Annotated in this window: 28 protein-coding genes; 15 read left to right on the top strand and 13 right to left on the bottom strand. The window is 60.8% G+C overall.

Translation table 11 applies throughout. From position 1 onward, the window contains the following. Position 1 precedes the first annotated feature (1 nt). From bluB to ffh, 7 genes are read right to left on the bottom strand one after another with little or no spacing between them, the layout of a single operon-like run. The gene (gene bluB, locus ACR0AZ_RS18915; RefSeq protein WP_480470737.1) at positions 2-637 is read right to left on the bottom strand and encodes a 5,6-dimethylbenzimidazole synthase; all 636 of its coding nucleotides are present in this window, start codon (positions 635-637) and stop codon (positions 2-4) included. A gap of 12 nt (positions 638-649) precedes the next feature. Beyond that, positions 650-1,039: a 30S ribosomal protein S16 gene (rpsP, locus tag ACR0AZ_RS18910; protein ID WP_010437590.1), complete on the bottom strand. Its 390-nt coding sequence runs from the start codon at positions 1,037-1,039 to the stop codon at positions 650-652. A gap of 43 nt (positions 1,040-1,082) precedes the next feature. After that, entirely contained in the window at positions 1,083-1,379 is a 297-nt protein-coding gene (locus tag ACR0AZ_RS18905; RefSeq protein ID WP_039541590.1) for a chorismate mutase, read from the bottom strand. Continuing rightward, complete coding sequence (locus ACR0AZ_RS18900) at positions 1,376-1,915, bottom strand: GNAT family N-acetyltransferase (RefSeq protein WP_480470735.1); 540 nt, start codon at positions 1,913-1,915, stop codon at positions 1,376-1,378. The genes ACR0AZ_RS18905 and ACR0AZ_RS18900 overlap by 4 nt, the downstream gene beginning before the upstream one ends. Next, entirely contained in the window at positions 1,912-2,463 is a 552-nt protein-coding gene (locus ACR0AZ_RS18895; protein ID WP_480668063.1) for a GNAT family N-acetyltransferase, read from the bottom strand. The genes ACR0AZ_RS18900 and ACR0AZ_RS18895 overlap by 4 nt, the downstream gene beginning before the upstream one ends. Continuing rightward, the gene (locus ACR0AZ_RS18890) at positions 2,460-3,017 is read right to left on the bottom strand and encodes a GNAT family N-acetyltransferase (RefSeq protein ID WP_480660266.1); all 558 of its coding nucleotides are present in this window, start codon (positions 3,015-3,017) and stop codon (positions 2,460-2,462) included. Before ACR0AZ_RS18890 ends, ACR0AZ_RS18895 begins: the two co-directional genes overlap by 4 nt. After that, a complete protein-coding gene (ffh, locus tag ACR0AZ_RS18885; protein WP_480470732.1) occupies positions 3,014-4,522 on the bottom strand; it encodes a signal recognition particle protein in 1,509 nt (502 codons plus the stop codon). Before ffh ends, ACR0AZ_RS18890 begins: the two co-directional genes overlap by 4 nt. Before the next feature lie 257 nt (positions 4,523-4,779). On the opposite strand from ffh, the gene ACR0AZ_RS18880 reads away from it, so the two are divergent. Then, positions 4,780-5,667 (top strand): sulfotransferase domain-containing protein, encoded by an 888-nt coding sequence (locus tag ACR0AZ_RS18880; RefSeq protein ID WP_480470731.1) that lies wholly within the window; start codon positions 4,780-4,782, stop codon positions 5,665-5,667. 3 nt (positions 5,668-5,670) lie between these two features. Here the strand turns inward: ACR0AZ_RS18880 and ACR0AZ_RS18875 are convergent, their stop codons facing one another. Continuing rightward, positions 5,671-6,189 carry a hypothetical protein gene (locus tag ACR0AZ_RS18875; RefSeq protein ID WP_480470730.1) on the bottom strand — a complete coding sequence of 173 codons (519 nt, stop codon included), beginning with the start codon at positions 6,187-6,189 and terminating at the stop codon, positions 5,671-5,673. Positions 6,190-6,277: 88 nt separating this feature from the next. On the opposite strand from ACR0AZ_RS18875, the gene ACR0AZ_RS18870 reads away from it, so the two are divergent. Next, a complete protein-coding gene (locus tag ACR0AZ_RS18870) occupies positions 6,278-6,808 on the top strand; it encodes a prolyl-tRNA synthetase associated domain-containing protein (protein WP_480470729.1) in 531 nt (176 codons plus the stop codon). Here ACR0AZ_RS18870 and ACR0AZ_RS18865 read toward each other — a convergent pair whose 3' ends face one another. Together ACR0AZ_RS18865 and ACR0AZ_RS18860 are read right to left on the bottom strand one after the other, a co-directional pair. After that, positions 6,809-7,549, bottom strand: coding sequence for an aspartate/glutamate racemase family protein (locus tag ACR0AZ_RS18865; protein ID WP_480470728.1), 741 nt, complete (start codon positions 7,547-7,549; stop codon positions 6,809-6,811). A 68-nt stretch (positions 7,550-7,617) separates the two neighbouring features. Then, on the bottom strand, positions 7,618-8,199 hold the full coding sequence (locus ACR0AZ_RS18860) for an FMN-dependent NADH-azoreductase (protein ID WP_480470727.1): 582 nt from the start codon (positions 8,197-8,199) through the stop codon (positions 7,618-7,620). Positions 8,200-8,318: 119 nt separating this feature from the next. Between ACR0AZ_RS18860 and ACR0AZ_RS18855 the strand changes: the two genes are divergently transcribed. The 3 genes from ACR0AZ_RS18855 to ACR0AZ_RS18845 all read left to right on the top strand — a co-directional run bounded on the left by ACR0AZ_RS18855 (position 8,319) and on the right by ACR0AZ_RS18845 (position 10,609). Beyond that, positions 8,319-9,197 carry a LysR family transcriptional regulator gene (locus tag ACR0AZ_RS18855; protein ID WP_480470726.1) on the top strand — a complete coding sequence of 293 codons (879 nt, stop codon included), beginning with the start codon at positions 8,319-8,321 and terminating at the stop codon, positions 9,195-9,197. Continuing rightward, positions 9,194-10,105 (top strand): DMT family transporter, encoded by a 912-nt coding sequence (locus tag ACR0AZ_RS18850; protein ID WP_480470725.1) that lies wholly within the window; start codon positions 9,194-9,196, stop codon positions 10,103-10,105. The genes ACR0AZ_RS18855 and ACR0AZ_RS18850 overlap by 4 nt, the downstream gene beginning before the upstream one ends. Before the next feature lie 90 nt (positions 10,106-10,195). Continuing rightward, positions 10,196-10,609 carry a universal stress protein gene (locus tag ACR0AZ_RS18845; RefSeq protein WP_480470724.1) on the top strand — a complete coding sequence of 138 codons (414 nt, stop codon included), beginning with the start codon at positions 10,196-10,198 and terminating at the stop codon, positions 10,607-10,609. 3 nt (positions 10,610-10,612) lie between these two features. On the opposite strand, the gene ACR0AZ_RS18840 is transcribed toward ACR0AZ_RS18845, so the two are convergent. Then, positions 10,613-10,945, bottom strand: a complete 333-nt coding sequence (locus ACR0AZ_RS18840; RefSeq protein ID WP_480470723.1) for an ArsR/SmtB family transcription factor — start codon at positions 10,943-10,945, stop codon at positions 10,613-10,615. 232 nt (positions 10,946-11,177) lie between these two features. On the opposite strand from ACR0AZ_RS18840, the gene ACR0AZ_RS18835 reads away from it, so the two are divergent. The 5 genes from ACR0AZ_RS18835 (at position 11,178) to ACR0AZ_RS18815 (ending at position 13,748) form a co-directional block, all read left to right on the top strand. Next, positions 11,178-11,510 carry an AtpZ/AtpI family protein gene (locus tag ACR0AZ_RS18835; protein WP_480470722.1) on the top strand — a complete coding sequence of 111 codons (333 nt, stop codon included), beginning with the start codon at positions 11,178-11,180 and terminating at the stop codon, positions 11,508-11,510. 2 nt (positions 11,511-11,512) lie between these two features. Next, complete coding sequence (locus ACR0AZ_RS18830; protein ID WP_480470721.1) at positions 11,513-12,271, top strand: F0F1 ATP synthase subunit A; 759 nt, start codon at positions 11,513-11,515, stop codon at positions 12,269-12,271. A gap of 48 nt (positions 12,272-12,319) precedes the next feature. Then, complete coding sequence (locus tag ACR0AZ_RS18825; RefSeq protein ID WP_005981269.1) at positions 12,320-12,544, top strand: F0F1 ATP synthase subunit C; 225 nt, start codon at positions 12,320-12,322, stop codon at positions 12,542-12,544. Positions 12,545-12,630: 86 nt separating this feature from the next. Beyond that, positions 12,631-13,182, top strand: coding sequence for a F0F1 ATP synthase subunit B' (locus ACR0AZ_RS18820; protein WP_480668062.1), 552 nt, complete (start codon positions 12,631-12,633; stop codon positions 13,180-13,182). 5 nt (positions 13,183-13,187) lie between these two features. After that, the gene (locus tag ACR0AZ_RS18815) at positions 13,188-13,748 is read left to right on the top strand and encodes a F0F1 ATP synthase subunit B (RefSeq protein ID WP_480470719.1); all 561 of its coding nucleotides are present in this window, start codon (positions 13,188-13,190) and stop codon (positions 13,746-13,748) included. Between the two features lie 85 nt (positions 13,749-13,833). Here ACR0AZ_RS18815 and ACR0AZ_RS18810 read toward each other — a convergent pair whose 3' ends face one another. Continuing rightward, a complete protein-coding gene (locus tag ACR0AZ_RS18810) occupies positions 13,834-14,604 on the bottom strand; it encodes a FadR/GntR family transcriptional regulator (RefSeq protein ID WP_480470718.1) in 771 nt (256 codons plus the stop codon). Positions 14,605-14,755: 151 nt separating this feature from the next. Here ACR0AZ_RS18810 and ACR0AZ_RS18805 point away from each other — a divergent pair, with 151 nt between their 5' ends. The 5 genes from ACR0AZ_RS18805 (at position 14,756) to ACR0AZ_RS18785 (ending at position 21,133) form a co-directional block, all read left to right on the top strand. Beyond that, the gene (locus ACR0AZ_RS18805; RefSeq protein WP_480668061.1) at positions 14,756-15,949 is read left to right on the top strand and encodes an aminotransferase-like domain-containing protein; all 1,194 of its coding nucleotides are present in this window, start codon (positions 14,756-14,758) and stop codon (positions 15,947-15,949) included. Between the two features lie 44 nt (positions 15,950-15,993). Then, positions 15,994-16,389 (top strand): hypothetical protein, encoded by a 396-nt coding sequence (locus ACR0AZ_RS18800; RefSeq protein ID WP_480660242.1) that lies wholly within the window; start codon positions 15,994-15,996, stop codon positions 16,387-16,389. Positions 16,390-16,530: 141 nt separating this feature from the next. After that, the gene (locus ACR0AZ_RS18795; RefSeq protein ID WP_480668060.1) at positions 16,531-19,986 is read left to right on the top strand and encodes a chromosome segregation SMC family protein; all 3,456 of its coding nucleotides are present in this window, start codon (positions 16,531-16,533) and stop codon (positions 19,984-19,986) included. A 54-nt stretch (positions 19,987-20,040) separates the two neighbouring features. Further along, positions 20,041-20,391, top strand: a complete 351-nt coding sequence (locus tag ACR0AZ_RS18790; protein WP_480470714.1) for a hypothetical protein — start codon at positions 20,041-20,043, stop codon at positions 20,389-20,391. Between the two features lie 310 nt (positions 20,392-20,701). Beyond that, the gene (locus ACR0AZ_RS18785) at positions 20,702-21,133 is read left to right on the top strand and encodes a hypothetical protein (RefSeq protein ID WP_480470713.1); all 432 of its coding nucleotides are present in this window, start codon (positions 20,702-20,704) and stop codon (positions 21,131-21,133) included. 74 nt (positions 21,134-21,207) lie between these two features. Here the strand turns inward: ACR0AZ_RS18785 and ACR0AZ_RS18780 are convergent, their stop codons facing one another. Continuing rightward, complete coding sequence (locus ACR0AZ_RS18780; RefSeq protein WP_480668059.1) at positions 21,208-22,371, bottom strand: lytic murein transglycosylase; 1,164 nt, start codon at positions 22,369-22,371, stop codon at positions 21,208-21,210.

The raw sequence follows: 22,371 nt of genomic DNA, 5'->3' as shown, positions 1-22,371 counted from the left end.
TCTAGCGTACCTCGACGGGCAGGGTGTCGGTGCGGTCTTCCCAGCCGACCTGTTCCAGTTCCGGCGTGTCCGATACGGTCTCGGGCACGCCCACGCAGAAGTAGCCGATCAGACGCCAGGTTTCGGGCACATTCAGATCTCGGGCCATGCGGTCGGGTTCAAGGATCGACACCCAGCCCAGCCCCAGCCCTTCGGCGCGCAGTGCGAGCCAGAACAGGGTGATGGCCGAAACAACGGAATAACGCCGCATCTCGGGCATGGTGCCCGCGCCCAGTCCTTGCCCCTTGTCGGTGGCATCGTCGCAGAATACCGCCAGTTGCACCGGGGCCTCTTGCATGCCCGACAGTTTCAACTGGCTGTAGAGCCGAGCCTTTTCGCCGGAATAGCCCTCCAACGCCTCAGCATTCGCGCTTTGGAAATTCTTCAATGCCGCGTCCCGCGCGGCGTCACTTTTGACGCGGATCACGCGCCAGGGTTCGCTCAGCCCCACCGAGGGGGCCAGCCGAAACGCGTCGAGGCAGCGCGTCAGCACTGCCTCGTCTACCGCATCGGTGCGGAACCGGCGCACATCACGCCGGAGCCGCATCAACAGATCGAACTGCGTGCGAAAATCGTCGGTAAAAGCCTGATCCTGCACGCGTCCGCCTGCTTATTCTTCTGCAGCAGCTTCTTCGGCCGGGGCAGCTGCAGCTTCGGCAGCCTCAGCAGCCTTAGCAGCTTTCTCTTCCGCGCGCTCCTGAGCTTTCTTGCCCGGGGTACCCTTGTTGGGGTTGTTGCGCTCGGCCTTGTCGCGTGCGCCAGCTGCTTCCAGCATGCGTGCGATACGGTCGGTGGGTTGAGCGCCCTGATCCAGCCAGTACTGGATGCGCTCCATGTTCATTTTCACGCGCTCTTCGCTGTCTTTCGGCAGCAGCGGATTGTAGGTGCCCAGCTTTTCGATGAAACGGCCATCGCGCGGCATACGGCTGTCAGCCGCAACAATGCGATAGAAGGGACGCTTTTTCGAGCCGCCGCGGGCGAGACGAATTTTCATTGCCATGGTGGTATCTCCTTTAGATGGCGTTTACCGGGATCGTTTCCGGTTAATTCTGATGTTTCTTGTGGTGTCGGATGACTTCCTGAATGATGAAATTCAGAAAAGCCTTGGCGAAATCGGGGTCCAGATCGGCCTCTTTCGCCAGGTCTTCTAACCGTGCGATCTGCGCGGCCTCGCGCGAAGGATCGGACGGGGGAAGGTCGTGTGCGGCCTTGAGCTTGCCAACAGCCTGCGTGTGCTTGAACCGCTCGCCCAGCGTATAGACGAGGATCGCGTCCAGCCGGTCGATGCTTTCGCGGTGGTCCTTCAACAGCGCGGCAGCCTGTGTCACGGGGTTGGTCATTGGCCGGTCCTTTCGGTGGTCAGGTCGATCTGCGGATGGCGCCAGATCTGGGCGCGTTTGCCCAAAAGTTCAGCATTCTCAAGTTCCAGCGATGCGCCAAGCCGTTCGGCCAAAGCGCGTGAGCGGTCATTGGCATGGGCGATGTACGAAATCACACCGTTCAGACCCTGATGCCTTGCCGCGTAGTCACGCGCAGCCGCCGCAGCCTCAAAGCCCAGACCTTTGCCCTCGGACTCGGCCATCAGGGTCCAGCCCAGCTCGGGTTCGGCCCAGCCGGGCACGTAGATCATGCCGGCCCAGCCAGCAAACGCGCCGCTGGATTTCTCGGTCAGGTGCCAAAGGCCATAGCCCCGCAACGCCCAATGGCCCAGCCGGTTCGACAATGAGCTCCAGCACTCGAATTCGTTCTTGGGGCCGCCAACCATATGGCTGCGCTCGGTCGCGAAGAACGCGGTCATCGCGGGCAGGTCATCCAGTTGCGGCGCGCGCAGGATCAGACGCTCGGTCTCGACGGTGGGGATGGTGAAAGAGGTCACGCGTAGGCCTCCATTCCGCCATTCACAAGATCGGCAGGCGCCGGATGCCGCCAGATTTCGGTCTTGCCGAACTTGGGGTGTTCATAGTGATATTCGAACTGCGCCCCCAGACGTTTGGCCACAGCCCTGCTGGCGTGATTGTCGAGATCAATGAGCGAGATCGCAGTATCCCAGCCCAGCACATCATAGGCATGCGTGCGTGCGGCCAGCGCGGCCTCGGTCGCATAACCCTTGCCGGTGGCGTGGTTCATCAGCGTCCAGCCGACCTCAGGCTCAGGCCAGCCTTCGGGGAACCACAGGCCGATGCGACCGACATAAGCGCCGGTGTCTTTCTCATCGACGCTCCAGTACCCATAGCCGCGCAGCGCCCAATGGCCCAGCAGCGAGGCGACCACCCTCCAGACCTCATCCCGGCGCAATGGCCCGCCGACAAACCTTGCGGCATCGCTGGCGAAGAACGCGGTGTCAGCGTCCAGATCAACCTCGGACGGTGCACGCATAATCAGGCGCTCGGTCTCAAGAACGGGGATGGGCAGCGAGAAGCTCATGACCGCACCTCTCCGTAACGCCAGACATGCTGATCCGCTCCGATTGCGCGCTCAGCCACTGCGTCTCGCGATGCGCCCAGCCGTTCGGCCAGTGCGTTCGATCGGGTGTTGCTGGCAGACACGTAGCTTACGAACTGCCCCGATCCGAGGAGATTAACGCCGAAATCGCGCACGGCAGAACAAGCCTCAGTCGCGTATCCCTGCAAGCGGTGATCCGCGTCGATCATATAGCCAAGCTCGGGCTCGCGATCGTCCCATTCGAGGCCCAGAATGACGAAGCCAATGGCCCGATCATCTTCTTTCAGGGTGACGGCAAACAATCCATGCCCATGCAGAAGCCAACCGGACGTATAGTAAGAGAATTCGGTCCAGGCTTCCTGCTCGGTATCGCCAAAGCTGTCTTTGCAGATCGACGTCCATACCGGCAGATCGTCCAGTGTGGGTGCGCGCAGAACCAGCCGCCGGGTCTGAATGACCGGCAGGGCCGCGCGATACTGCGCCGCTGCCATCGCCGCCTTACCGGACGGGGGCTGGGTGCAGCGTGCTGGTGTCATTTTTTCTTTCCGAACCCGCTTAGACCCGGGGGCAGGGCCATGCCGCCGCCCAGTCCGGGCATGCCGCCGGGCATCTTGCCACCCATCGCTTTGGCGGCTTGTTCCAGCGCCTTGGGGTCCATGCCTGCGGCCATTTCCTCGGGCGAGGGGCCGCCTTTGCCGAACATGCCTTTCATGGCCTGTTTCAGCATCTTGCCTTTGCCCATCTTGCCCATTTTCTTCATCATGTCCGACATCTGCCGGTGCATCTTGAGCAGTTTGTTGAGGTCGCTGACCTCCATCCCCGAACCCGCGGCGATGCGCTTCTTGCGGCTCGCCTGCAACAGCTGCGGATTGGCGCGTTCGCGTTTGGTCATCGACTGGATCATGGCGATCTGCTGGCGCAGGATCTTGTCGTCCAGACCGGCCTGATCCATCTGCTTGGCCATTTTGCCCATGCCCGGCATCATGCCCATCATGCCCTGCATACCGCCCATCTGGATCATCTGTTCCAGCTGCATCTTCAGGTCGTTCATGTTGAACTGACCTTTGACCATGCGCTTCATCATGCGCTCGGTCTGTTCCATCTCCATCGTTTCCTGGGCCTTTTCGACCAGGGCAACGATGTCGCCCATGCCCAGAATACGTCCGGCAATCCGGTCCGGCTCGAAGGTTTCGAGGGCGTCCATCTTCTCGCCCATACCGACAAAGCGGATCGGCTTGCCGGTCACCGCGCGCATCGACAGGGCCGCACCGCCGCGCCCGTCACCGTCCATCCGGGTCAGAACCACGCCCGAGATACCGACCTTGGCGTCGAACTCCTCGGCGACCTCAACGGCGACCTGACCGGTCAGGCCGTCGACCACCAGCAGCGTTTCACGCGGGTCGACCACGTTGCGGACCTGCTCGACCTCGTCCATCAGGACTTCGTCGATATGCAGACGGCCCGCAGTGTCGAGCATGTAAACGTCATAACCACCCAGCGTCGCCTGCTGCTTGGCACGCCTGGCGATGTCGACCGGTGTCTGACCGGGAACGATCGGCAGCGTGTCAACACCAACCTGCGTGCCCAAAACAGCAAGCTGATCCATCGCAGCCGGGCGATAGACGTCGAGCGAGGCCATCAGGACCTTCTTGCCCTCTTTTTCTTTTAGGCGTTTGGCGAGTTTACCGGTGGTGGTGGTCTTACCCGAGCCTTGCAGACCGACCATCAGGATCGGGGCTGGCGGATTGTCGATCTTCAGCGCGCCGGGGTCTTCTTCGCCACGCAGGGTATCGACCAGAGCGTCGTGCACGATCTTGACGACCTGCTGGCCGGGCGTGATCGATTTGGTCACCGCCTGACCGGTCGCCTGTTCTTGTACTTTCTTGACGAATTCGCGCGCCACTGGCAGCGAGACGTCGGCCTCAAGCAGGGCAACCCGAACTTCACGCAGGGCGGTTTTGACGTCTTCTTCGGACAGCGCACCCTGTTTGGTCAGCCGGTCAAAGACGCCGGAAAGGCGTTCGGATAGATTTTCAAACATGCCTTCGGCCTCCTATGCCGGTTCTCGAATGGCGCTTCTCAGATAAGAAGCACCGGTTAAATACACAATTGCCCCCACGGGCGAAACTCGCTGGTGGGGGGCGATCCCTGAACGACTCAAGGGACCGGAAGGTCAGACGCTTCCGGATGTTTGGGGTTCTCTACGCCCAAGCGCCCCCTGAGTCAAGGCAAGCGCTTTGAGCAAAAAGCTATGTTGGGCTAACGTCCTCGCGTCGGGGTCAAGTTTGGAGATCAGTGATGAGTCAACCATTTCCCAGGCGCACCAAAGACTATGTTGGTGAAGTCACCAATACCGACATCTGGTCCAGCTTCGAAATCCGCCCGGATGACATCTTTGTCTGCACGCCGCCCAAGTGCGGCACCACGTGGACGCAAACCCTGGTCCGTATGCTGATCACCAAAACCGCAGATCCCGCGATCTACAACAATCGGGTCTCACCCTGGCTGGATTGCGGGTTCAGAGACCGCGAGGAGCAGGACACGCTATTAGCGGCGCAGACGCACAGGCGCTGCATCAAGACCCACACGCCGCTGGACGGGATCACCTATTCCTCGGACGCCACCTACCTTGTGGTGCATCGCCACCCGGTCGACGTGCATTTCTCGCTGCGCGCCCATGTGGCGAATATGAAAGACGACTGGCTGGACTACCTGTTCCCCGAGGATATGTCCGAAGCCTTCGCGATGTTCCTCGACCGACCCGCCTCATCCAAAGGCACCGATGATCTGACGCTGGCCTCGTTCGTCCATCATTATCGGTCGTTTCGGCAGTTCAGGCATCTGCCGAACATCCATTTCCTGCATTACGCCGAACTCAGCCGGGACTTGCCGGGGCAGGTGGCACGGCTCGCCGGGATTATGGGGACGGAGATTGAACCGGCGTTGATCGACGAGATAGCGCAGGCTGCAAGCTTTGGTTCGATGAAAGAGAACGCCAGACATGCGTCGCAACAACCCGGGTTCAAAAGCGCGTTTCAGGACTATGCGCAGTTCTTCGCCTCGGGGACCAGCAACAAGTGGCAGGGCAAGCTGACCGCAGATGATATGGCCCGATATGATACGCGCCTGTCCGAGATGGTCACCCTGGCTGAGCGGGCATGGCTGGAGCACGGACAAAACCCATGACTGTCAGGCCTGTTCCCGGGCTTCGTCCTGCTTACGCGCGGGCAGCCAGGCGTTGACCGCGTCAACCATTTGATGCGCGCCGCGCCCGTTCGAGAATGCCTCGACGATCGGATGCCGTCCGGCGCTCATGCCTTTGTCGAGTATTAAGACAGGACGATAGAGGGTCGATGTCCTCTTGTTGCTACGCGATGTGGTGCTTTCGATCTCTGCGTGCGACAGGTTTGAAAGCTTGTGCTCGACTGCGTCATAACCAAAGACCGATTGCCTGCGGATGAGGATGCTGTCCTTGTTGCGATCCAGAATGACTTGCACCCGGCGGACGAAGACACAGAACGCTCCGACACCCATTCCTCCGCCGAAAAGTGCGAAGAAGATACCGAACAAGATACTCTCACCACCCTCGCTGACCATGAACAGGCCAGCGCCGACGAAGGCCAGAATGAATAAGACCAGCGTGATGCCGATGAACCAGGGCGTATCTGACAGGATCAGCTGGTTCGGTGTATTTCGTGTAACTTTCATGGCGGCACGCTAGCACCGAACGCCGCACCTGTCGTGGCTTGAATTTGCACGGCCGTTGCGCGATGAGCGCGTCAGACAGGAGGTTCCCATGGACGCATCATCTGCCTTTCAGGATACATTGCCGCTCAGCTCGGATGCGCTCTTGGCGCGGCTGGACGATTGGGGGCTGCCCTATCGGTTGCACACCCATATCCCGCTGCGCACGGTGGAAGACGCCAAAGGGGTCGAGGACCAGTTCATGGTGCCGGGCGAAAACGCGTTGCGGCTCAAGAACCTTTACCTGCGCGACAAGAAGAAGCGGAACTATCTGGTGACTCTCGAACAAAGCCGCGAGATCGATCTCAAGGCGCTGGGCGCTGAGCTGGGGATCGGAAACCTGTCCTTTGGTTCGGCGGATCGCTTGTTTCAGAACCTCGGCATTCGCCCCGGCGCGGTCACTCCGCTGGCGATGATCAACGGGGTGCAGAATGACGTGCGCTTTTTCATGGATGCCACCGCGCAGCAGGCAGACATCATCTATATGCACCCTCTGGTGAATGACCGGACCGTCGCGCTGAGGCGCGATGATCTGATGTCATTCTTCGACAAGATCGGGTGTGAGGTGACTTGGCTGCCCTGATCACGCCTCAAGCGCTTCGTTCAGTGCGGCAGCGACATGGGCGGCAGACGGGTTGATGAACAAATGCCCATCCGCCTCGAACACCGGATCGTCCAGATTGTCGGGGAAGGCCAAAGGCAATTCGGTGCAGGCCAGCAGGACAGCCGTACCGGATGAGGCGTGTTTGTCGCAAAAGGCCAACAAGCGAGAGCGGGCGGTGCCGGACGCGCCGCCATAAAAATCGCTGTCGATCATCGCCTGCATCTCGGCAATCTCGGGCTCGGGCAGCCGGGGATTTGCGGTGACGCCTTCTTTGGCCAGTCGATCGGCATAATTGCTGGCCTGCATGGTGACCGTCGTGCCCAGAACCAGCGCCTTGGTCGCACCGGTTGAAGCGGTCGCGTCTGCAGTCGCATCGAAAATGCTGAGAATGGGCATCGAAACCCCCTCACGGATCGCGTGAAGGCGCGCATGGGGCGTGTTGGAGGCGATGATGCCGAAATCACATCCGGCGTTTTGCAAGGTCAACAGCGCATCGCGGAACACGGCGTCGAAGGCGGCCCAACTGACTTCATCTCCGGCCACACCTCGCAACGCACGGGTTTTGGCCTGCGTGACTGACTCGATGGTCATAGGCGGGATGGGCAGCGGCGACCCGTGGCCGCGATCTGCGAAATGCCGGCCTGCGCCCTCCGCGATGGCGCGGTAATAGTCGACGGTTGAGGCCCAACCCACGCCGCCCAGTATCCCGATCTTCTTCATGTGAAACGCCCAATCTGCTGATCTGCCTTAGCGCAGACTGGACGTTTCCGTCAGAAATGGCCAGAGGCTCAGGCCGCCAGTTCGGTGACAGCTTTCTGCGCGCTGGACAGCGCGGCCTCGGGATCCAGCGCCATACGGTCAGCCGCGATGACCTCGACATCGTGGATGCCGATGAAGCCCAGAACGTGGCGCGCATAAGTGGTGGCAAAGTCGATCTCGGAACCAACCGCCGTACCGCCCGAGGCAACAGCGAGGACGGCGCGTTTGCCTTCCAGCAGGCCTTTGGGGCCTTCCTCGGAATAGGCGAATGTCACACCGGCGCGGGCGACCAGATCGATCCAGGCCTTGAAGGCCGCTGGGACCGAGAAATTGTAGATCGGAAGGCCGATGACGATGGTGTCCGCGTTTTGCAGCTCGGTCACCAGTTCATCCGACAGGGCCAGCAGGTCTTGCTGCACCGCGTCGCGCTGATCTGCCGGGGTGAAATTGGCGGCAATCCAATCCTCGGTCAGCAGGGGCAGGGGGGTCGCAAGATCGCGACGGATGACGCGCCCGGCTCCAAGGTGGCGCACCACGCGGTCGGACAGGTCGCGGGTGGCGGATCCGGTGCGGCGGGCCGAGGCGTCGATATGCAGGATGGTCTTGGTCATTCGATGGGTCCTTTGTTGCAGGAATGCTTAACGTCATTCGAATATGAGCGTTGCATCCGCGAACAAAACTCAGATATACCCACAGATATTGTTGGAATTTGCACAGTGGAACAGATGCAATGGACAATTGGGATGAAGTGAGAACCGCCTATCAGGTGGCCCGTATGGGAACGGTCAGCGGTGCGGCGGATGTTCTGGGCGTTCACCACGCCACCGTGATCCGCCATATCGACGCGATTGAGGCACGGCTGGGCGTCAAACTGTTCCAGCGCCACGCGCGCGGTTACACGCCAACCGAGGCTGGTGAGGATCTGCTGCGCGTGGCTCAGGCGACCGAGGATCAGTTCAACCAACTGGTTGGCCGCATGAAAGGGCGCGGCGATGATGTCTCGGGCGAGCTGGTGGTGACGTCGCTGGCCTCGCTGGCCCCTTTGATCGTACCGACGCTCAGCGAATTCCAACGGACACATCCGGGTTTGATCGTGCGCTACCTGACCGGCGACCGGCTGTTCCGTCTCGAATATGGCGAAGCGCATGTGGCCATCCGCGCCGGGGCCGCGCCGGATCAGCCAGATAACGTGGTGCAGCCCTTTATCCCGCAAGAGATCGGCTTGTTTGCCAGCAAGACCTATATCGCCCGCCACGGCAAACCCACCGGTGTCGAGGATTTCGGCAACCACCACTTCGTCGGCAACGATGACGAAAACAGCCGCGCGCCGTTTTCCCGCTGGCTGCGCGCCAATGCGCCCGAGCAATCGATCACCTTCCGCTGCACCAACAACTTCTGCATGCGCGAAGCCGTTCTGGCCGGGGCCGGCATCGGTTTCATGGCCCGGTGGGAGGCCGCGCGCGACCCCGATCTGGTCGAGGTGATGGAGCCTCTGCCCGAGTGGTCGGGCAAGCTGTGGCTGGTGACCCATGTAGATCTGCATCGCACCACCAAGGTACAATCCTTCCTGTCTTTCCTGAAAGATCAGTCCAAGGGCTGGCTGCCGTGACACCGCAGGCACGCGGCCATCTGGCCATGCTGGTATTCTCGGCGCTGGTGGCGGGCAGCTTCTCGCTGGGCTCGATGGTAGCCAACGAGATTGCACCCTCGGCGATCACGGCGGCGCGCTTTGCAATTGCGGCGGTGGTGATCGGCGTCGCGGCGCTTGCCACGACGGGCATTTCGCGCAGCGCGGCACAGGCGCCCTGGCGCTATCTGGTGCTGGGCGCACTCTTTGGTAGTTATTTCGTTTTGATGTTCTATGGCTTGAAAACCGCACCGCCGGTCAGTGCGGCGGCGGTCTTTACGCTGACCCCGGTCATGTCGGCACTGGCCGGATGGGTGCTGCTGCGCCAGATCACCACCCCGCGCATGGCACTGGCCCTGTCGGTCGGCGCGGTCGGGGCGCTTTGGGTCATCTTCCGGGCCGATTGGCAGGCCTTTCAGGCTTTCGAGATCGGGGTCGGAGAAATCATCTATTTCTGGGGCTGCGCCGCGCATGCGATCTATACACCGATGGTGCGGCGACTGAACCGAGGTGAACCCGCGGTTGTCTTCGCCTTCGGCACGCTGCTGGCCGGGTGCCTGATCCTGACCCTGTGGGGCTGGTCCGATATCCGGGCCACCGATTGGGCGAACCTGCCGGGGATCGTCTGGCTGACTCTGATCTACATCTCGCTGTTTGCGACAGCCGCCAGCTTTGTTCTCGTGCAATTTGCGGCACTGTGCCTGCCCGCCGCCAAGGTCATGGCCTATACCTACCTGATCCCCAGCTGGGTGATCCTGTGGGAGATCTCGCTGGGCCGGCCTGCGCCGACCGCGCTGGTTCTGGTCGGCGCGGTCCTGACCGCCGTGGCCCTGTTGTTGCTGCTGAAGGGCGAGGACGCCCCGGCCAATACCGCCCCCATTCAGGAATAGCCCTCTCTGCCCGTATCTGATCCCTTTTGAGGTAGGTCAAAGCCATTACATTCGAATTTCTCTATGCATTGAGCAGAGGAGGAAGACGTAATGTTCAAACATATCATGATCCCGATTGACCTTCATATGCCGCCTGAGATCGAAAAGGCGGTTGCGGTCGCCTCGCAATTGGCCAAATGGCAGGGTGCCAGGATCACCATTGTCAGCGTGACCGGAACGCAGCCCGGCGACGTTGCCCTGAAGAAAGACACGATAGAGGAAAAGCTGAACGCCTGCGCCCGCGAAATCGCCGAACAAAGCGGGGCCGAGGTTCATACGCGCAATATCCATTCGGTCGATGTCGCGGTGGAAGTCGACGGAGACCTGACCCGGACCGCAGAAGAAATCGATGCCGATCTGATTGTCGTGGGAACCCACGCGCCGCGCATCACCGATTATCTGTTTTCCAGCCATGCCGGCTATCTGGCCAAACATGCCAGTATGTCTGTCTTTGTCGTGCGCTGACGCCTAAGGCTCTTCCGAGGGCAGTTCGACCTCAAGAAACCGCTCGAACGCATCCAGATTGACCGGTTCGAATTGTCCGAACCCCTGCATCCAGACCGAGGCGGCGCGCAGCGCATCGGGTTCCAGCTTGCACCATTTGACCCGCCCGCGTTTCTCCTGAGAAATCAGACCTGCCTTGGTCAGGATCACCAGATGTTTCGAAATCGCGGCCAGTGACATCTCGAACGGTTCAGCCACGTCGGTGACGGCCATGTCATCCTCAAGCAGCATCGCAAGGATGGTGCGTCGGGTCGGATCGGCAAGGGCCGCGAATACGGTGTCGAGATCACTGGGCATGGTCCCGCTGAACCATAGCCTTTGAGTTTGGTCAACCATTTGGTTGAATATGCGAATTCGCCCCGGTCTGCGTGCTGAGGTTGTCCCGAGCCTCTATCGGGCTTTGTGTGTGCAAGATTTTTAGCATAAAAATCTTATACTTAGCGGCGGCGAAGGTGCGACTTATACGCCGTTGACTCTGCGCGCGCACCGCCTTAGCACCTAGCCTCAAGACAGTGCGAGGAAACCGCCCGTGACCGATGACGACCAAAAGCAGCGTATGGCGCAGCTTGAGGCCAAGATCGAAGCGGCGAAAAAGGCGAAACAGCCTAAGCCCCGCGCAGATGCTGACGTATCCGGGGGCGAGCTTGCCTGGAGGATGGTCATCGAAATGGTATCCGGTCTGGGGATCGGATTTGGCATCGGATACGGGCTGGACAGCCTGCTCGGGACGATCCCGATCTTTCTGGTGCTATTCACATTGCTGGGCCTTGTCGCGGGCGTGAAGGTTATGCTCCACAGCGCGAAAGAGGTTCAAGAGAAACAAGCGGCCGCAAGCGCGACCGAGAAGGACGAGAGGGACTGAACGTGGCAACCGAGACCACCGCAGAAAAAGGCAGCAGCCTGGCTTTCCATCCGATGGACCAGTTCATCGTCAAGCCGCTCTTTGGCGACGGTGCGATTGCCTGGTACACGCCCACCAACGTGACCCTGTGGCTGTTCCTGGCGATTGCGGCGATCTTTGCCCTGCTGGTGCTCAGCACCTCGAAGCGCGCGATTGTTCCGACGCGGATGCAGTCGGTGGCCGAGCTGGCCTACGGTTTCATCTACAAGATGCTGGAAGACATCTGCGGTAAGGAAGGCGTTAAGTACTTCCCCTATGTCATGACCCTGTTCATGTTCATCGTCTGCGCGAACTTCTTGGGCATGCTGCCCATGTCCTTCACAACTACATCGCATTTCGCCGTGACCATCCCGCTGGCGCTGGCCGTGTTCCTGACCGTGACCGTATTGGGTTTCGTCAAGAACGGCGCAGGCTTTCTGGGCCTGTTCTGGGTCTCCAGCGCGCCTCTGGCGCTGCGTCCGGTTCTCGCGATAATCGAGCTGATCTCGTACTTCGTACGTCCCGTCAGCCACTCCATTCGTCTTGCCGGTAACGTCATGGCAGGCCACGCCGTGATCAAGGTGTTCGCAGGCTTTGCTGCGATTGCCGTGATCTCGCCCGTGTCCGTTCTGGCGATCACTGCAATGTATGGCCTCGAGGTCCTCGTGTCCTTCATCCAGGCCTACGTATTCACCATTCTGACCTGTGTTTATCTGAAAGATGCGCTGCATCCTTCGCACTAAGGTCCGATACCCCAACATCGAAACTTCCAATTCGTAAGGAGACACATCATGGAAGGCGATCTCGCACACATCGGCGCAGGCCTGGCAGCAATCGGTTCCGGCGCAGCCGCAATCGGGGTGGGCAACGTTGCAGGCAACTTCCTGGCCGGCGCCCTGCGCAACCCTTCGGCGGCTGCTTCGCAGACCGCAACCCTGTTCATCGGTATCGCGTTCGCAGAAGCGCTGGGCATCTTCGCATTCCTGGTCTCGCTGCTGCTGATGTTCGCCGTATAATCTGCGGAACCTGATCCTTACGCGCAGATGGGCCCAAGCCATAGCGGCCCATCTGTTGTAAAGACAACGTTTCGACGGAGGACATCATGGCGACTGAACCCATTGCTGAAGAAGTAGTAGGCACATGCGTTGATTCCAGCGGCTACGCCGTCGGGATGCCGCAGCTCTGCTTCGATTGGTTCCCCAACCAGATTTTCTGGCTGGTCATTACGCTGGTCGTCATCTTTCTGGTCCTGTCTCGCGTGGCTCTGCCCCGCATCGCGGCAATTCTGGCGGAACGTCAGGGGACCATTACAAATGACCTGGCTGCGGCCGAAGATCTGAAGGCCAAGGCGGTCGAGGCCGAAGAGGCCTATAACAAGGCGCTGGCCGATGCCCGTTCTGAGGCACAGCGTATCGCAGCGGAAGCCCGCGCCGAAATCCAGTCTGGTCTGGATGACGCGATTGCAAAGGCGGATGCGGAAATCGCTGCAAAAGCGGCTGAATCGGAAAAGGCAATTGCCGACATCCGTGCCGGTGCGCTGGAAAGCATTCAAGTGGTTGCCAAGGATACGGCGGCTGAACTGGTCACTGCACTGGGCGGCGAGGCGGATGCCAAAGCCATCGACAGTGCCATTGACGCGCAGACGAAAGGATAAGTGACATGCGAAACACTCTTGCCCTTATCCTGACCCTCGGCATCGCCAGCCCCGCGTTGGCCGCAAGCGGCCCGTTCTTCTCGCTTGCCAACACCGACTTTGTGGTCACTCTCGGCTTCATCGTCTTCATCGCGGTCCTGTTCTACTTCAAGGTCCCCGGCATGATCGGTGGTGCGCTGGACAACCGGGCCGACGGCATTCAGGCCGAACTGGACGAAGCTCGCGCCCTGCATGAAGAAGCACGCAGCCTGCTGGCCTCGTATGAGCGCAAGCAGCGCGAAGTTCAGGGTCAGGCCGATGCCATTGTCGCCGCCGCCAAAGAAGACGCGGTTCTGGCAGCTGAGCAGGCCAAGGTTGATCTGGAGAAGTCCATTGCACGCCGTCTGGCCGCTGCACAGGATCAGATCGCATCGGCTGAGGCGTCTGCCGTGAAGGAAGTTCGCGATCAGGCCATCACAGTTGCTGTTTCGGCAGCCAACGCCGTGCTGGCCAAGCAGATGACTGCCGCTCAGGCGAACAAGCTGATCGATGCGTCCATCGCGGATGTCGGTGAAAAGCTGCACTGATCGCCTGGATCATATGATTTGAAAAAAACCCGAGGGTCTCAGACGCTCGGGTTTTTTTGTTTGTTAACGTGTCGATCGTGAGTGATCAGACCTCGCCGGTCTCGTGCTTCAACCGCTGCTGTGCGATCTCTTCATTGTGCAGGGCCTTCTGCTGATCGGCCATGCAGCCTTTGACAAAGTTCAGATGATCCTCGACCGCCTGCCGGGCGCCCTTTGGGTCACGGTCCTGCAGGGCCGTGTTGATGGCACGGTGTTGATCCAAAATAGCTTCCCGAGTGGTGCGCTGATGGAACATGACCTGACGGTTGTAGAACACGCCCTGCCGCAGCAGATCAAACATCGAGCGCATCATGTGCAGCATCACCACGTTATGGCTGGCCTCAATGATCGCCATGTGGAACTGGGCGTCCAGATGTGCCTCTTCATCGGTAGCATTACGCGCATGGGCGGCTTCCATCTTGTCCAGAATGGTCTGCACCACTTTCAGGTCGCTGTCCGAACCCATCCGGGCGGCCCGCTCGGCCGCCAGCCCCTCCATATCACGCCGGAACGAGAGATAGTCGAACACCGCCTCATCATGATTTCCAAACAGCCGGATCAGCGCGGGAGAAAAGGCTGATCCCAGAACCTCGGCCACATAGATGCCCGATCCGGCCTTGGCGGTCAGCAACCCCTGCTCCTGCAGGTTTGATATCGCCTCGCGCAGCGACGGGCGCGACACGCCCATCCGTTCGGCCAGTTCCCGTTCCGAGGGCAGGCGTTCGCCGGGGCGCAGAATGCCGCGCAGGATCAGCAGCTCGATCTGGCGCATGACGGCCAGAGACAGTTTTTCGGTCTGAACTTTGTGAAAGGGCATGAGGTCTACACTGGAAATTGGTCAACTCACATGACCATGTCTGGGCCGGGTGTTCAAGCGGCTCACAGGGATTGAAACATTAGGTCAGCATTATTGACATAAGGGGTGTTTTGCCTAATCTTCACCACAAGGGCAGAGGAGGCCCGTAGCGATGGATCAACTCTATGCCACCCGCGCATCCCGGATGAAGGCATCTGAAATCCGCGAGTTGCTGAAACTGCTGGGCGAGCCCGGTATCATTTCCTTCGCAGGCGGTATTCCTGATCCGGCCCTGTTTCCGGCAGAGGCTTTTGCAGAGGCGTTCCAGAATGCGCTCGGACCCGATCAGCAGGCACAGGCGCTGCAATATTCAGTCAGCGAAGGTTATGCGCCGCTGCGCGACTGGCTGGTCGGCTACATGCGCGGGATCGGTGTGGACTGCGACATCGACAACATCCTGATCACCTCGGGTTCGCAGCAGGCGCTGGATTATCTCGGCAAACTGTTCCTGTCTCCGGGCGATACGGCTCTGGTCGGCTGGCCCACCTATCTGGGCGCGCTCAATGCTTTTGACGCATACGAGCCACGTTTTGACCAACTCAGTGTCAACGGTAATCGCAGGGCCGCCGAATATCGGGAAGCTGCCGAGGGCAGCCCGATCAAGTTCGCCTATCTCTCCGCCGACTTCGCCAACCCGACGGGTGAGACGGTCGATCTACGGGGCAGAGAGGCTCTGCTGGATCTTACCGATGATCTGGGTTGTGCGATGATCGAAGACGGCGCCTATCAGGCGCTGCGCTATGACGGCGACCCGATCCCACCGATCTTGGCGTTGGAGCAGGCCCGCAAAGGCTCGATTGAAAACTGCCGGACGATTTATTGCGGCAGTTTCTCGAAAACCCTGTCGCCCGGGTTGCGCGTTGGTTGGGTGGTTGCCGCGAAACCGGTGATCTCGCAACTGGTGCTGCTGAAACAAGCCGCTGATCTGCATTCCTCGACAATCAACCAGATGGCCGTATGTCAGGTGGCACGGGACTGTTTCGAAACGCATGTGCCCATGCTGCGCCGCACCTACGCTGCCCGCCGCGATGCGATGCTGGAAGCTCTGGCCCAGCATATGCCCGATGGCGTCGACTGGACCCGGCCCGAGGGCGGCATGTTCATCTGGGTCACCCTGCCCAAGGATGTGGACGGGGCTGACCTGTTGGCCCGCGCGCTTGAAACGGTCAAACTGGCCTTTGTCCCCGGGCAAGCCTTCTACCCCGACGACACTGGGGCCAACACGATCCGGCTGAGCTTTTCCAACTCGGATGAGGACACGATCCGCGAGGGTATCCGCCGTCTGGGCGAGGTGCTGCGCACCTGAGGCAGGAAAGGTTTCATTAACCATATTGCCGCTAAAACAGCGGCATGATCCGCCTGCTCGCTTTCCTGCTCCTTGCCGCCTGCTCGGGCGGCACGCCTTATTTTCGTGACCTGCCCGCAACGCGCGTCGCGGTGAATGGCAGCGTCTTCGACGTCCGCGTCCGCAATGAGCTGGCCGAGGCCGTCCGCGTGAACCCGCAATACGCCCCACGTCTGGGGCCGATACGCGACCGGGCCGCGCTGGCCATGGCGCAGGTTTCAGGCTGCCCGCTCCTGGACGTTCTGGGCGACGCGGCGGTCACCGTGGGGGTGCTGGGCTGCGACCGCGAACTGGGGGAAAAGCTGGTTTTCGGGGCGCTCATGATGCGGTCTTATGAATGCGTCAATTATGGCTATTCCGGCGACTACGGATATCAGGTTTTCGAATGCACACCTTACTGAGATGCGCGAAACCCTGCGTAGTTTTGCCAAGATATTGTGGATAACTCGACCAGATGTCCCATATCCTGCGCATTCACGTTGACACCTCCCCCATCCCTTGCGCAGACTTCCGAACCATAGGAATCATACAAAGAGCAGCCATTGCGCTTTAGCAAACTCAAACTGACCGGCTTCAAAAGCTTCGTTGACCCGACCGATCTGATCATCGCGGACGGGCTGACCGGAGTCGTCGGTCCCAATGGCTGCGGCAAATCCAACCTTCTGGAAGCGCTGCGCTGGGTGATGGGGGAAAACCGCCCCAAATCCATGCGCGGCGGCGCGATGGAGGATGTGATCTTTGCCGGTGCCGCAACCCGGCCCGCGCGCAATTTTGCCGAGGTCGTTCTGACCATGGACAACTCGGAACGTCTGGCGCCTTCGGGTTTCAACGACAGCGACCAACTTGAGATTGTCCGCCGTATCACCCGCGACGTGGGCAGCGCCTACAAGACCAACGGCAAGGATGTCCGCGCCCGCGACGTGCAGATGCTGTTCGCCGATGCCTCGACCGGGGCGCATTCGCCCGCACTGGTGGGGCAGAACCGTATTGCCGAGTTGATCAACGCCAAGCCCCGCGCGCGCCGCCGCATTCTGGAAGAGGCTGCGGGCATCTCAGGCCTCTATCAACGCCGCCACGAGGCTGAACTGAAACTGAAAGGCACCGAGGCCAACCTGACCCGCGTGGATGACGTGCTGGAACAATTGGGCGGGCAGTTGGCACAACTCGCCCGCCAGGCCCGTCAGGCTGCGCGTTATCGTGAGATCGGCGAGCTGTTGCGTCAGGCCGAAGGGATGCTGCTCTATCGCCGTTGGAAAGAGGCCGACATGGCCCGTCAGGCGGCCGAGGAAAAGCTACGCGACCGGATCACCGAAGCCTCGCGCGCCGAGGCCGCCGCACGCGAATCCGCTGCCAAACGGGCCGAGATCGAGGAAACCCTGCCGCCCCTGCGCGAGGAAGAGGCCATTGCCGCCGCAGTCCTGCAGCGCCAGCAGGTGCAGCGCGATCAGCTGTCGGATCAGGAAACCCGCGCGCGCCAGACCATCGAGACTCTGACCAACCGGATCCAGCAATTGGGCAACGACATCGAACGCGAATCCGGCCTGAACCGCGATGCGGGCGAGATGATCGAACGGCTGGAATGGGAGGCGCGCGAGCTGGCCAAAGCCGCTGAGGGTTATGACGAGAAGGTCGCTGAAGCTGCAGAAGTTGCGCGCGAGGCTGCGTCGGTTCTGCAGGATCGCGAAGATCACCTCTCGCAGGAAACCGAAGACATGGCCCGTCTGGTCGCCCGCCACCAATCGGCGCAGCGCCTGGTCGAAGACAGCCGCAAGACCCTGGCCCGGTCCGAGGGCGAAGAGGAAAAGGCCCGCGCCGCTGTGGACGAGGCGCGCAATGCGCTGGCCCGCGCCAGTGAGGCCTTTGAAACCGCGCAAGAGGGCGAGGAAGAAGCCCGCGAAGCCGCTGAGGCCGCCGAAGAAGCGCTGGCTGCTGCGGATGAGCTGCGCAACGACACGCAGGCGCGTGAGGCTGAGGCGCGAGCAAAGCGCTCCGAGGCCGAAGGTGAACTGGGTGCGATCCGGGCCGAGACCACCGCGCTTGCCAAGCTGGTGGAACGCGACACGGCTGAGGGCGGTCAGGTGCTCGACCTGTTGCGCGTGGCAGCGGGCTATGAAAAGGCACTGGGCGCGGCGTTGGCCGATGATCTGCGTGCGCCGCTGGTCGAAGGTGACGGGCCTTCGGGTTGGGTGCAGGTTGCTGGTTATGACAGTGACCAACCCTTGCCAGAAGGGGCCGAGCCGCTGGCCCTGCATGTGTCCGGACCAGATCGCCTCAGCCGCCGGATCGCGCAGATCGGGCTGGTCGACGCGGATCAGGGCGCCCGCCTGCAGGCGTCGCTGAAACCCGGCCAACGGCTGGTGTCGCGCTCGGGTGATCTGTGGCGCTGGGACGGGTTCCGCGCCTGGGCCGAGGATGCGCCAAGCGCCGCCGCCCTGCGGCTGGAACAGCTCAACAAGCTGGAAGCGTTGAAGCAGGAACTCGCCCGTACCGAGGCACAAGCCGATGGCGCCCGCGCCGCGCATGAAACACTCTCGCAGCAACTGGCCGACGTCACCGAAGCCGACCGCCGCGCCCGCGAAGCCCGTCGCGCTGCCGATCAGCGCATGGCTGAAACCGCACGGATGCTCAGTCGGGCCGAGGCCGACCGCAATCTGGCGCAGGGCAAGCTGGAAACTCTGACCCTCGCCGTCGACCGCCACAAGGAAGACGCCATGTCCGCCCGCGCCCAGCTGCGTGAGGCAGAGGGCGCGTTGACCGGACTGGGCGACCTCGACAGCGCCCGCGCGCAGGTCGAAGACATCAAACAGACGGTCGAGGCAGCGCGGATCACCATGCTGACCCACCGCTCGACCCATGACGAGCTGCGCCGTGAAGGCGAGGCTCGGACCCGGCGTTCGCAAGAGGTCACCAAGGACCTCAGCGGTTGGCGGCACCGGTTGGAGACGGCGGAAAAGCGGATCTCCGAACTGGCCGAACGCAAGGAAAGCTCTGAGGATGAGCTCTCGGATGCCATGGCCGCCCCCGGCGAAATCGCCGAGGCGCGCGAGGAACTGAACGAGCTGATCGAAACCGCCGAGGTTCGCCGGGCCGAGGCTGCCGACAAGCTGGCCGAGGCCGAAACAGTGCAGCGTGAGGTCGTGCTGGCGGAACGCGAGGCGGAACGCATCGCCTCGGAAGCCCGCGAAACCCGCGCAGCGGCCGAGGCGCGCTGTGATGCGGCCAAGGAAAGCGTGGTTGCGGCAGCTGAGCGGATTGCCGAGGATCAGCAGCTGACGCCGAACCAGTTGCTGAACCAGCTCGACACCAACCCCGACCAGATGCCCGCCGCCGACGCGCTCGAGGCCGAGGTCAATCGCCACAAGCGCCAGCGCGACGCGATGGGCGCGGTGAACCTGCGGGCAGAAGAGGACAGCAAGGAAGTTCAGGAAGAGTTCGACACGCTGAACGGCGAAAAGGCCGATCTGGAAGAGGCGATCAAGGCGCTGCGCAGCGGCATCGCCAGCCTCAACCGCGAGGGTCGTGAACGCCTGCTGACCGCGTTCGAACAGGTGAACTCGAACTTCGCGATGCTGTTCAAGCACCTCTTTGGCGGTGGCGAGGCCAATCTGGTCATGGTCGAAAGCGACGATCCGCTGGATGCGGGCCTTGAGATCATGTGCCAACCGCCGGGCAAGAAACTCTCGACCCTCAGCTTGCTCTCGGGCGGGGAACAGACCCTGACCGCGACCGCGCTGATCTTTGGCGTCTTCCTTGCCAACCCCGCGCCGATCTGTGTGCTGGATGAGGTCGACGCACCGCTCGATGACGCCAACGTCACCCGCTTCTGCGACCTGCTGGACGAGATGTGCCGCCAGACCGACACCCGCTTCCTGATCATCACCCACCACGCGGTGACCATGGCGCGGATGGATCGTCTGTTCGGTGTGACCATGCAGGAACAGGGCGTCAGCCAACTGGTCTCGGTTGATCTGAAGAAGGCTGAACAGATGGTCGCCTGACTTTTCACCTCAACGTTATGAGCTGTTTTATCCGTCTTGGGTTAAGCTGTCTGCATGACCCGTTACCTCATCCTCGCCCTCATGACTGCTACGCCATTGGCAGCTGCCGAATGGTCCACTAAACCGGGCGACGTGCCCCTTAGCCCGCAAGAGCTGGAGGCGCTGGCCGGTCAGACACTGACCTTCTACGACGACGGTCAGTCCAGATTCTCGGCCGGGGGTGCCTATTCCTACACCTACGCCAGCGGAGAATCCGCCTTTGGAACCTATTCCATCGCCGAAGACGGCAGCGTCTGCATCGCCTATCGCAACGGATTCGGGCGGTGCGATCTTTATGTGCACAGCGGCGAGAGGCTGATCCTGATCGACGAGAAAGGAGATCGCTATCCGGTGCGGCCGGAATGAAGCGGAAATGCACCGTCAACCATTTCCTCCAATGCCCACTATGCCGAGAAAAATCTCGATTCCGATAATGCGTTGATTGACCGGAATGCGACTCGGTGAAAACGATCGATCCATACTCTGACGCAGCTGTCGCCATATTTCTGGTACCGTTCCGTGCTAACGATCAATTATGATAAAACAGTCCGTTATCCGATCATCGAGGCTACGCGTCGCCAGCATACACATTTTGTGGGTCTGCGTCGGGCTGATATGGCCTGTACTATACCTATCCTCTATTCACCCGGCTGATCATATCGGGGGAGTTTTCAAAGTGCTTTTTGCTCTTTGCGCTTTGGTAGGAGGTGCTTTTGCATTGAGCGAGGGGCGAAGAACTTGGCGTGTTTTGAACACACCCGGAGACTGGAAAGCCACAATAGGTGCTGGCAGGCTAAAGTGGGACGCAGCCATACCTTGTGAGAATTTACCTTTGGACATTGCACTTGGGGATATTGCAAAGGCATTAAGGCTGGAAACTCTCTGTACAGGCAAAGACAGCGATGGTGAGTACACCGAAACCAGGGAACGCTTCGAGCTTCATTTGACCGATGACCGAGTCCTGACCTTTGATCGCGAAGCAGCAGGCATCAACCCCCATCGGGTTTTTCTGGAACTTGCAAAGCATGGTATTCGTTATGAATTGTGGTCTCAGGATCGCACCAAGAGTAGCGTCAATACGTCCAAGATTTTTCAAAGCGTGTATTGAGCTACACCAACGTCAAAGCAGTCATTTAAAGCAATCGCCGCATTTGGAACTTTGGGCTCAATGCAGACACCGCGTCACAACCGCTCCAACAACTCCGCCGTCGGCCACGCATCCGCAGGCAGTCCTAGACGCTGTTGTTCGGCCTGCACCGCTGCCCGCGTCCCCGCGCCCAGAATGCCGTCGATCTTACCCACGTCATAGCCGCGCGCCTGCAGCTTGCTCTGCAGCTGTTTCATCTGCGCGCCTGACAGTCCCGGGGCAGGATTGCCTGCGTCATAGATCTGCGCACCCTCCAATCGCGTGCCGAAGTAGGCGGCGGTCAGGACGTAAACGAAGCTCTGGTTCCATTCGAAATAGACGTCGAAATTCGGATAGGCGAGAAAGGCAGGCCCCTTATGCCCCTGCGGCAGAATCAAGGAAGCAGGTAGGTTGGCCAGTGATCCGTTGCGCGCCTTGACGCCCATGGCCTGCCAGTCAGAGATCGACCGCGGTTTGCCCGGACCGGACAGCGACCAGTCTATCTGCGCGGGCACCGTCACCTCCTGCAGCCAGGGTTGACCCGGTTGCCAACCCAGATGCGACAGCATCTTGGCCCCGGACATCAGCGCGTCGGGGGCAGAAGTTTTCAGCGAGACCTGTCCATCCCCATCGCCGTCAACGCCGTTGTCCAGAATGTCCTGCGGCAGCATCTGCACCATGCCGATCTCTCCGGCCCATGCGCCGGTGGTGCGGGCAGGGTCGAAATTGCCCTGGCTGTACAGCTCGATCGCCGCGAAAACCTGCGGGCGGAACAGCTCGGGTCGGCGGCAGTCATGGGCCAGCGTCACCAGCGCGTTGCGGGTGTTGAAATCACCCTGAAACGCGCCGTAATCGGTCTCGAAAGCCCAAAAAGCCAGCAGAACACCGCGTGAGATGCCGTATTCCTGCTCGATCCGGTCGAACACCGCGTCGTATTTGCGCGACATCGCCTTGCCCCGGTCGATCCGGTTTTGCGAGATCAGGCGGCGTGAAAAATCGATGAACGGTTTCTGAAACACCCCCTGCGCCCGGTCGGCTTTCAGCACCGCGCCATCCTGCTGCACGCCCTTGAAGAAGGCGTTGACGGTGGATGTGTCGAACCCCCGCTGCGCCGCTTCGGATTTCAGGCCTTTCACGAAACCATTGAAGCCTCCTCCACATTGCGCGAAAACGGGAGAGGTCAGCAGGGCGGTGGCCACGAGGGCAGAGAGAAAACGCAT

It is taken from the genome of Ruegeria sp. BE3 (genome assembly GCF_056538865.1).
Note: the sequence above shows the minus strand (reverse complement) of the source record. Positions and strands in the feature narration are given on the sequence as shown.

Coding starts and splice junctions, on each gene's coding strand:
- rpsP (WP_010437590.1), bottom strand. CDS start 1,039: ATGGCAATGAAAATTCGTCTCGCCCGCGGCGGCTCGAAAAAGCGTCCC.
- ACR0AZ_RS18905 (WP_039541590.1), bottom strand. CDS start 1,379: ATGACCAACCCCGTGACACAGGCTGCCGCGCTGTTGAAGGACCACCGC.
- ACR0AZ_RS18895 (WP_480668063.1), bottom strand. CDS start 2,463: ATGAGCTTCTCGCTGCCCATCCCCGTTCTTGAGACCGAGCGCCTGATT.
- ACR0AZ_RS18890 (WP_480660266.1), bottom strand. CDS start 3,017: ATGACACCAGCACGCTGCACCCAGCCCCCGTCCGGTAAGGCGGCGATG.
- ffh (WP_480470732.1), bottom strand. CDS start 4,522: ATGTTTGAAAATCTATCCGAACGCCTTTCCGGCGTCTTTGACCGGCTG.
- ACR0AZ_RS18880 (WP_480470731.1), top strand. CDS start 4,780: ATGAGTCAACCATTTCCCAGGCGCACCAAAGACTATGTTGGTGAAGTC.
- ACR0AZ_RS18875 (WP_480470730.1), bottom strand. CDS start 6,189: ATGAAAGTTACACGAAATACACCGAACCAGCTGATCCTGTCAGATACG.
- ACR0AZ_RS18870 (WP_480470729.1), top strand. CDS start 6,278: ATGGACGCATCATCTGCCTTTCAGGATACATTGCCGCTCAGCTCGGAT.
- ACR0AZ_RS18865 (WP_480470728.1), bottom strand. CDS start 7,549: ATGAAGAAGATCGGGATACTGGGCGGCGTGGGTTGGGCCTCAACCGTC.
- ACR0AZ_RS18860 (WP_480470727.1), bottom strand. CDS start 8,199: ATGACCAAGACCATCCTGCATATCGACGCCTCGGCCCGCCGCACCGGA.
- ACR0AZ_RS18855 (WP_480470726.1), top strand. CDS start 8,319: ATGGACAATTGGGATGAAGTGAGAACCGCCTATCAGGTGGCCCGTATG.
- ACR0AZ_RS18845 (WP_480470724.1), top strand. CDS start 10,196: ATGTTCAAACATATCATGATCCCGATTGACCTTCATATGCCGCCTGAG.
- ACR0AZ_RS18840 (WP_480470723.1), bottom strand. CDS start 10,945: ATGCCCAGTGATCTCGACACCGTATTCGCGGCCCTTGCCGATCCGACC.
- ACR0AZ_RS18825 (WP_005981269.1), top strand. CDS start 12,320: ATGGAAGGCGATCTCGCACACATCGGCGCAGGCCTGGCAGCAATCGGT.
- ACR0AZ_RS18820 (WP_480668062.1), top strand. CDS start 12,631: ATGGCGACTGAACCCATTGCTGAAGAAGTAGTAGGCACATGCGTTGAT.
- ACR0AZ_RS18815 (WP_480470719.1), top strand. CDS start 13,188: ATGCGAAACACTCTTGCCCTTATCCTGACCCTCGGCATCGCCAGCCCC.
- ACR0AZ_RS18810 (WP_480470718.1), bottom strand. CDS start 14,604: ATGCCCTTTCACAAAGTTCAGACCGAAAAACTGTCTCTGGCCGTCATG.
- ACR0AZ_RS18805 (WP_480668061.1), top strand. CDS start 14,756: ATGGATCAACTCTATGCCACCCGCGCATCCCGGATGAAGGCATCTGAA.
- ACR0AZ_RS18800 (WP_480660242.1), top strand. CDS start 15,994: ATGATCCGCCTGCTCGCTTTCCTGCTCCTTGCCGCCTGCTCGGGCGGC.
- ACR0AZ_RS18790 (WP_480470714.1), top strand. CDS start 20,041: ATGACCCGTTACCTCATCCTCGCCCTCATGACTGCTACGCCATTGGCA.
- ACR0AZ_RS18780 (WP_480668059.1), bottom strand. CDS start 22,371: ATGCGTTTTCTCTCTGCCCTCGTGGCCACCGCCCTGCTGACCTCTCCC.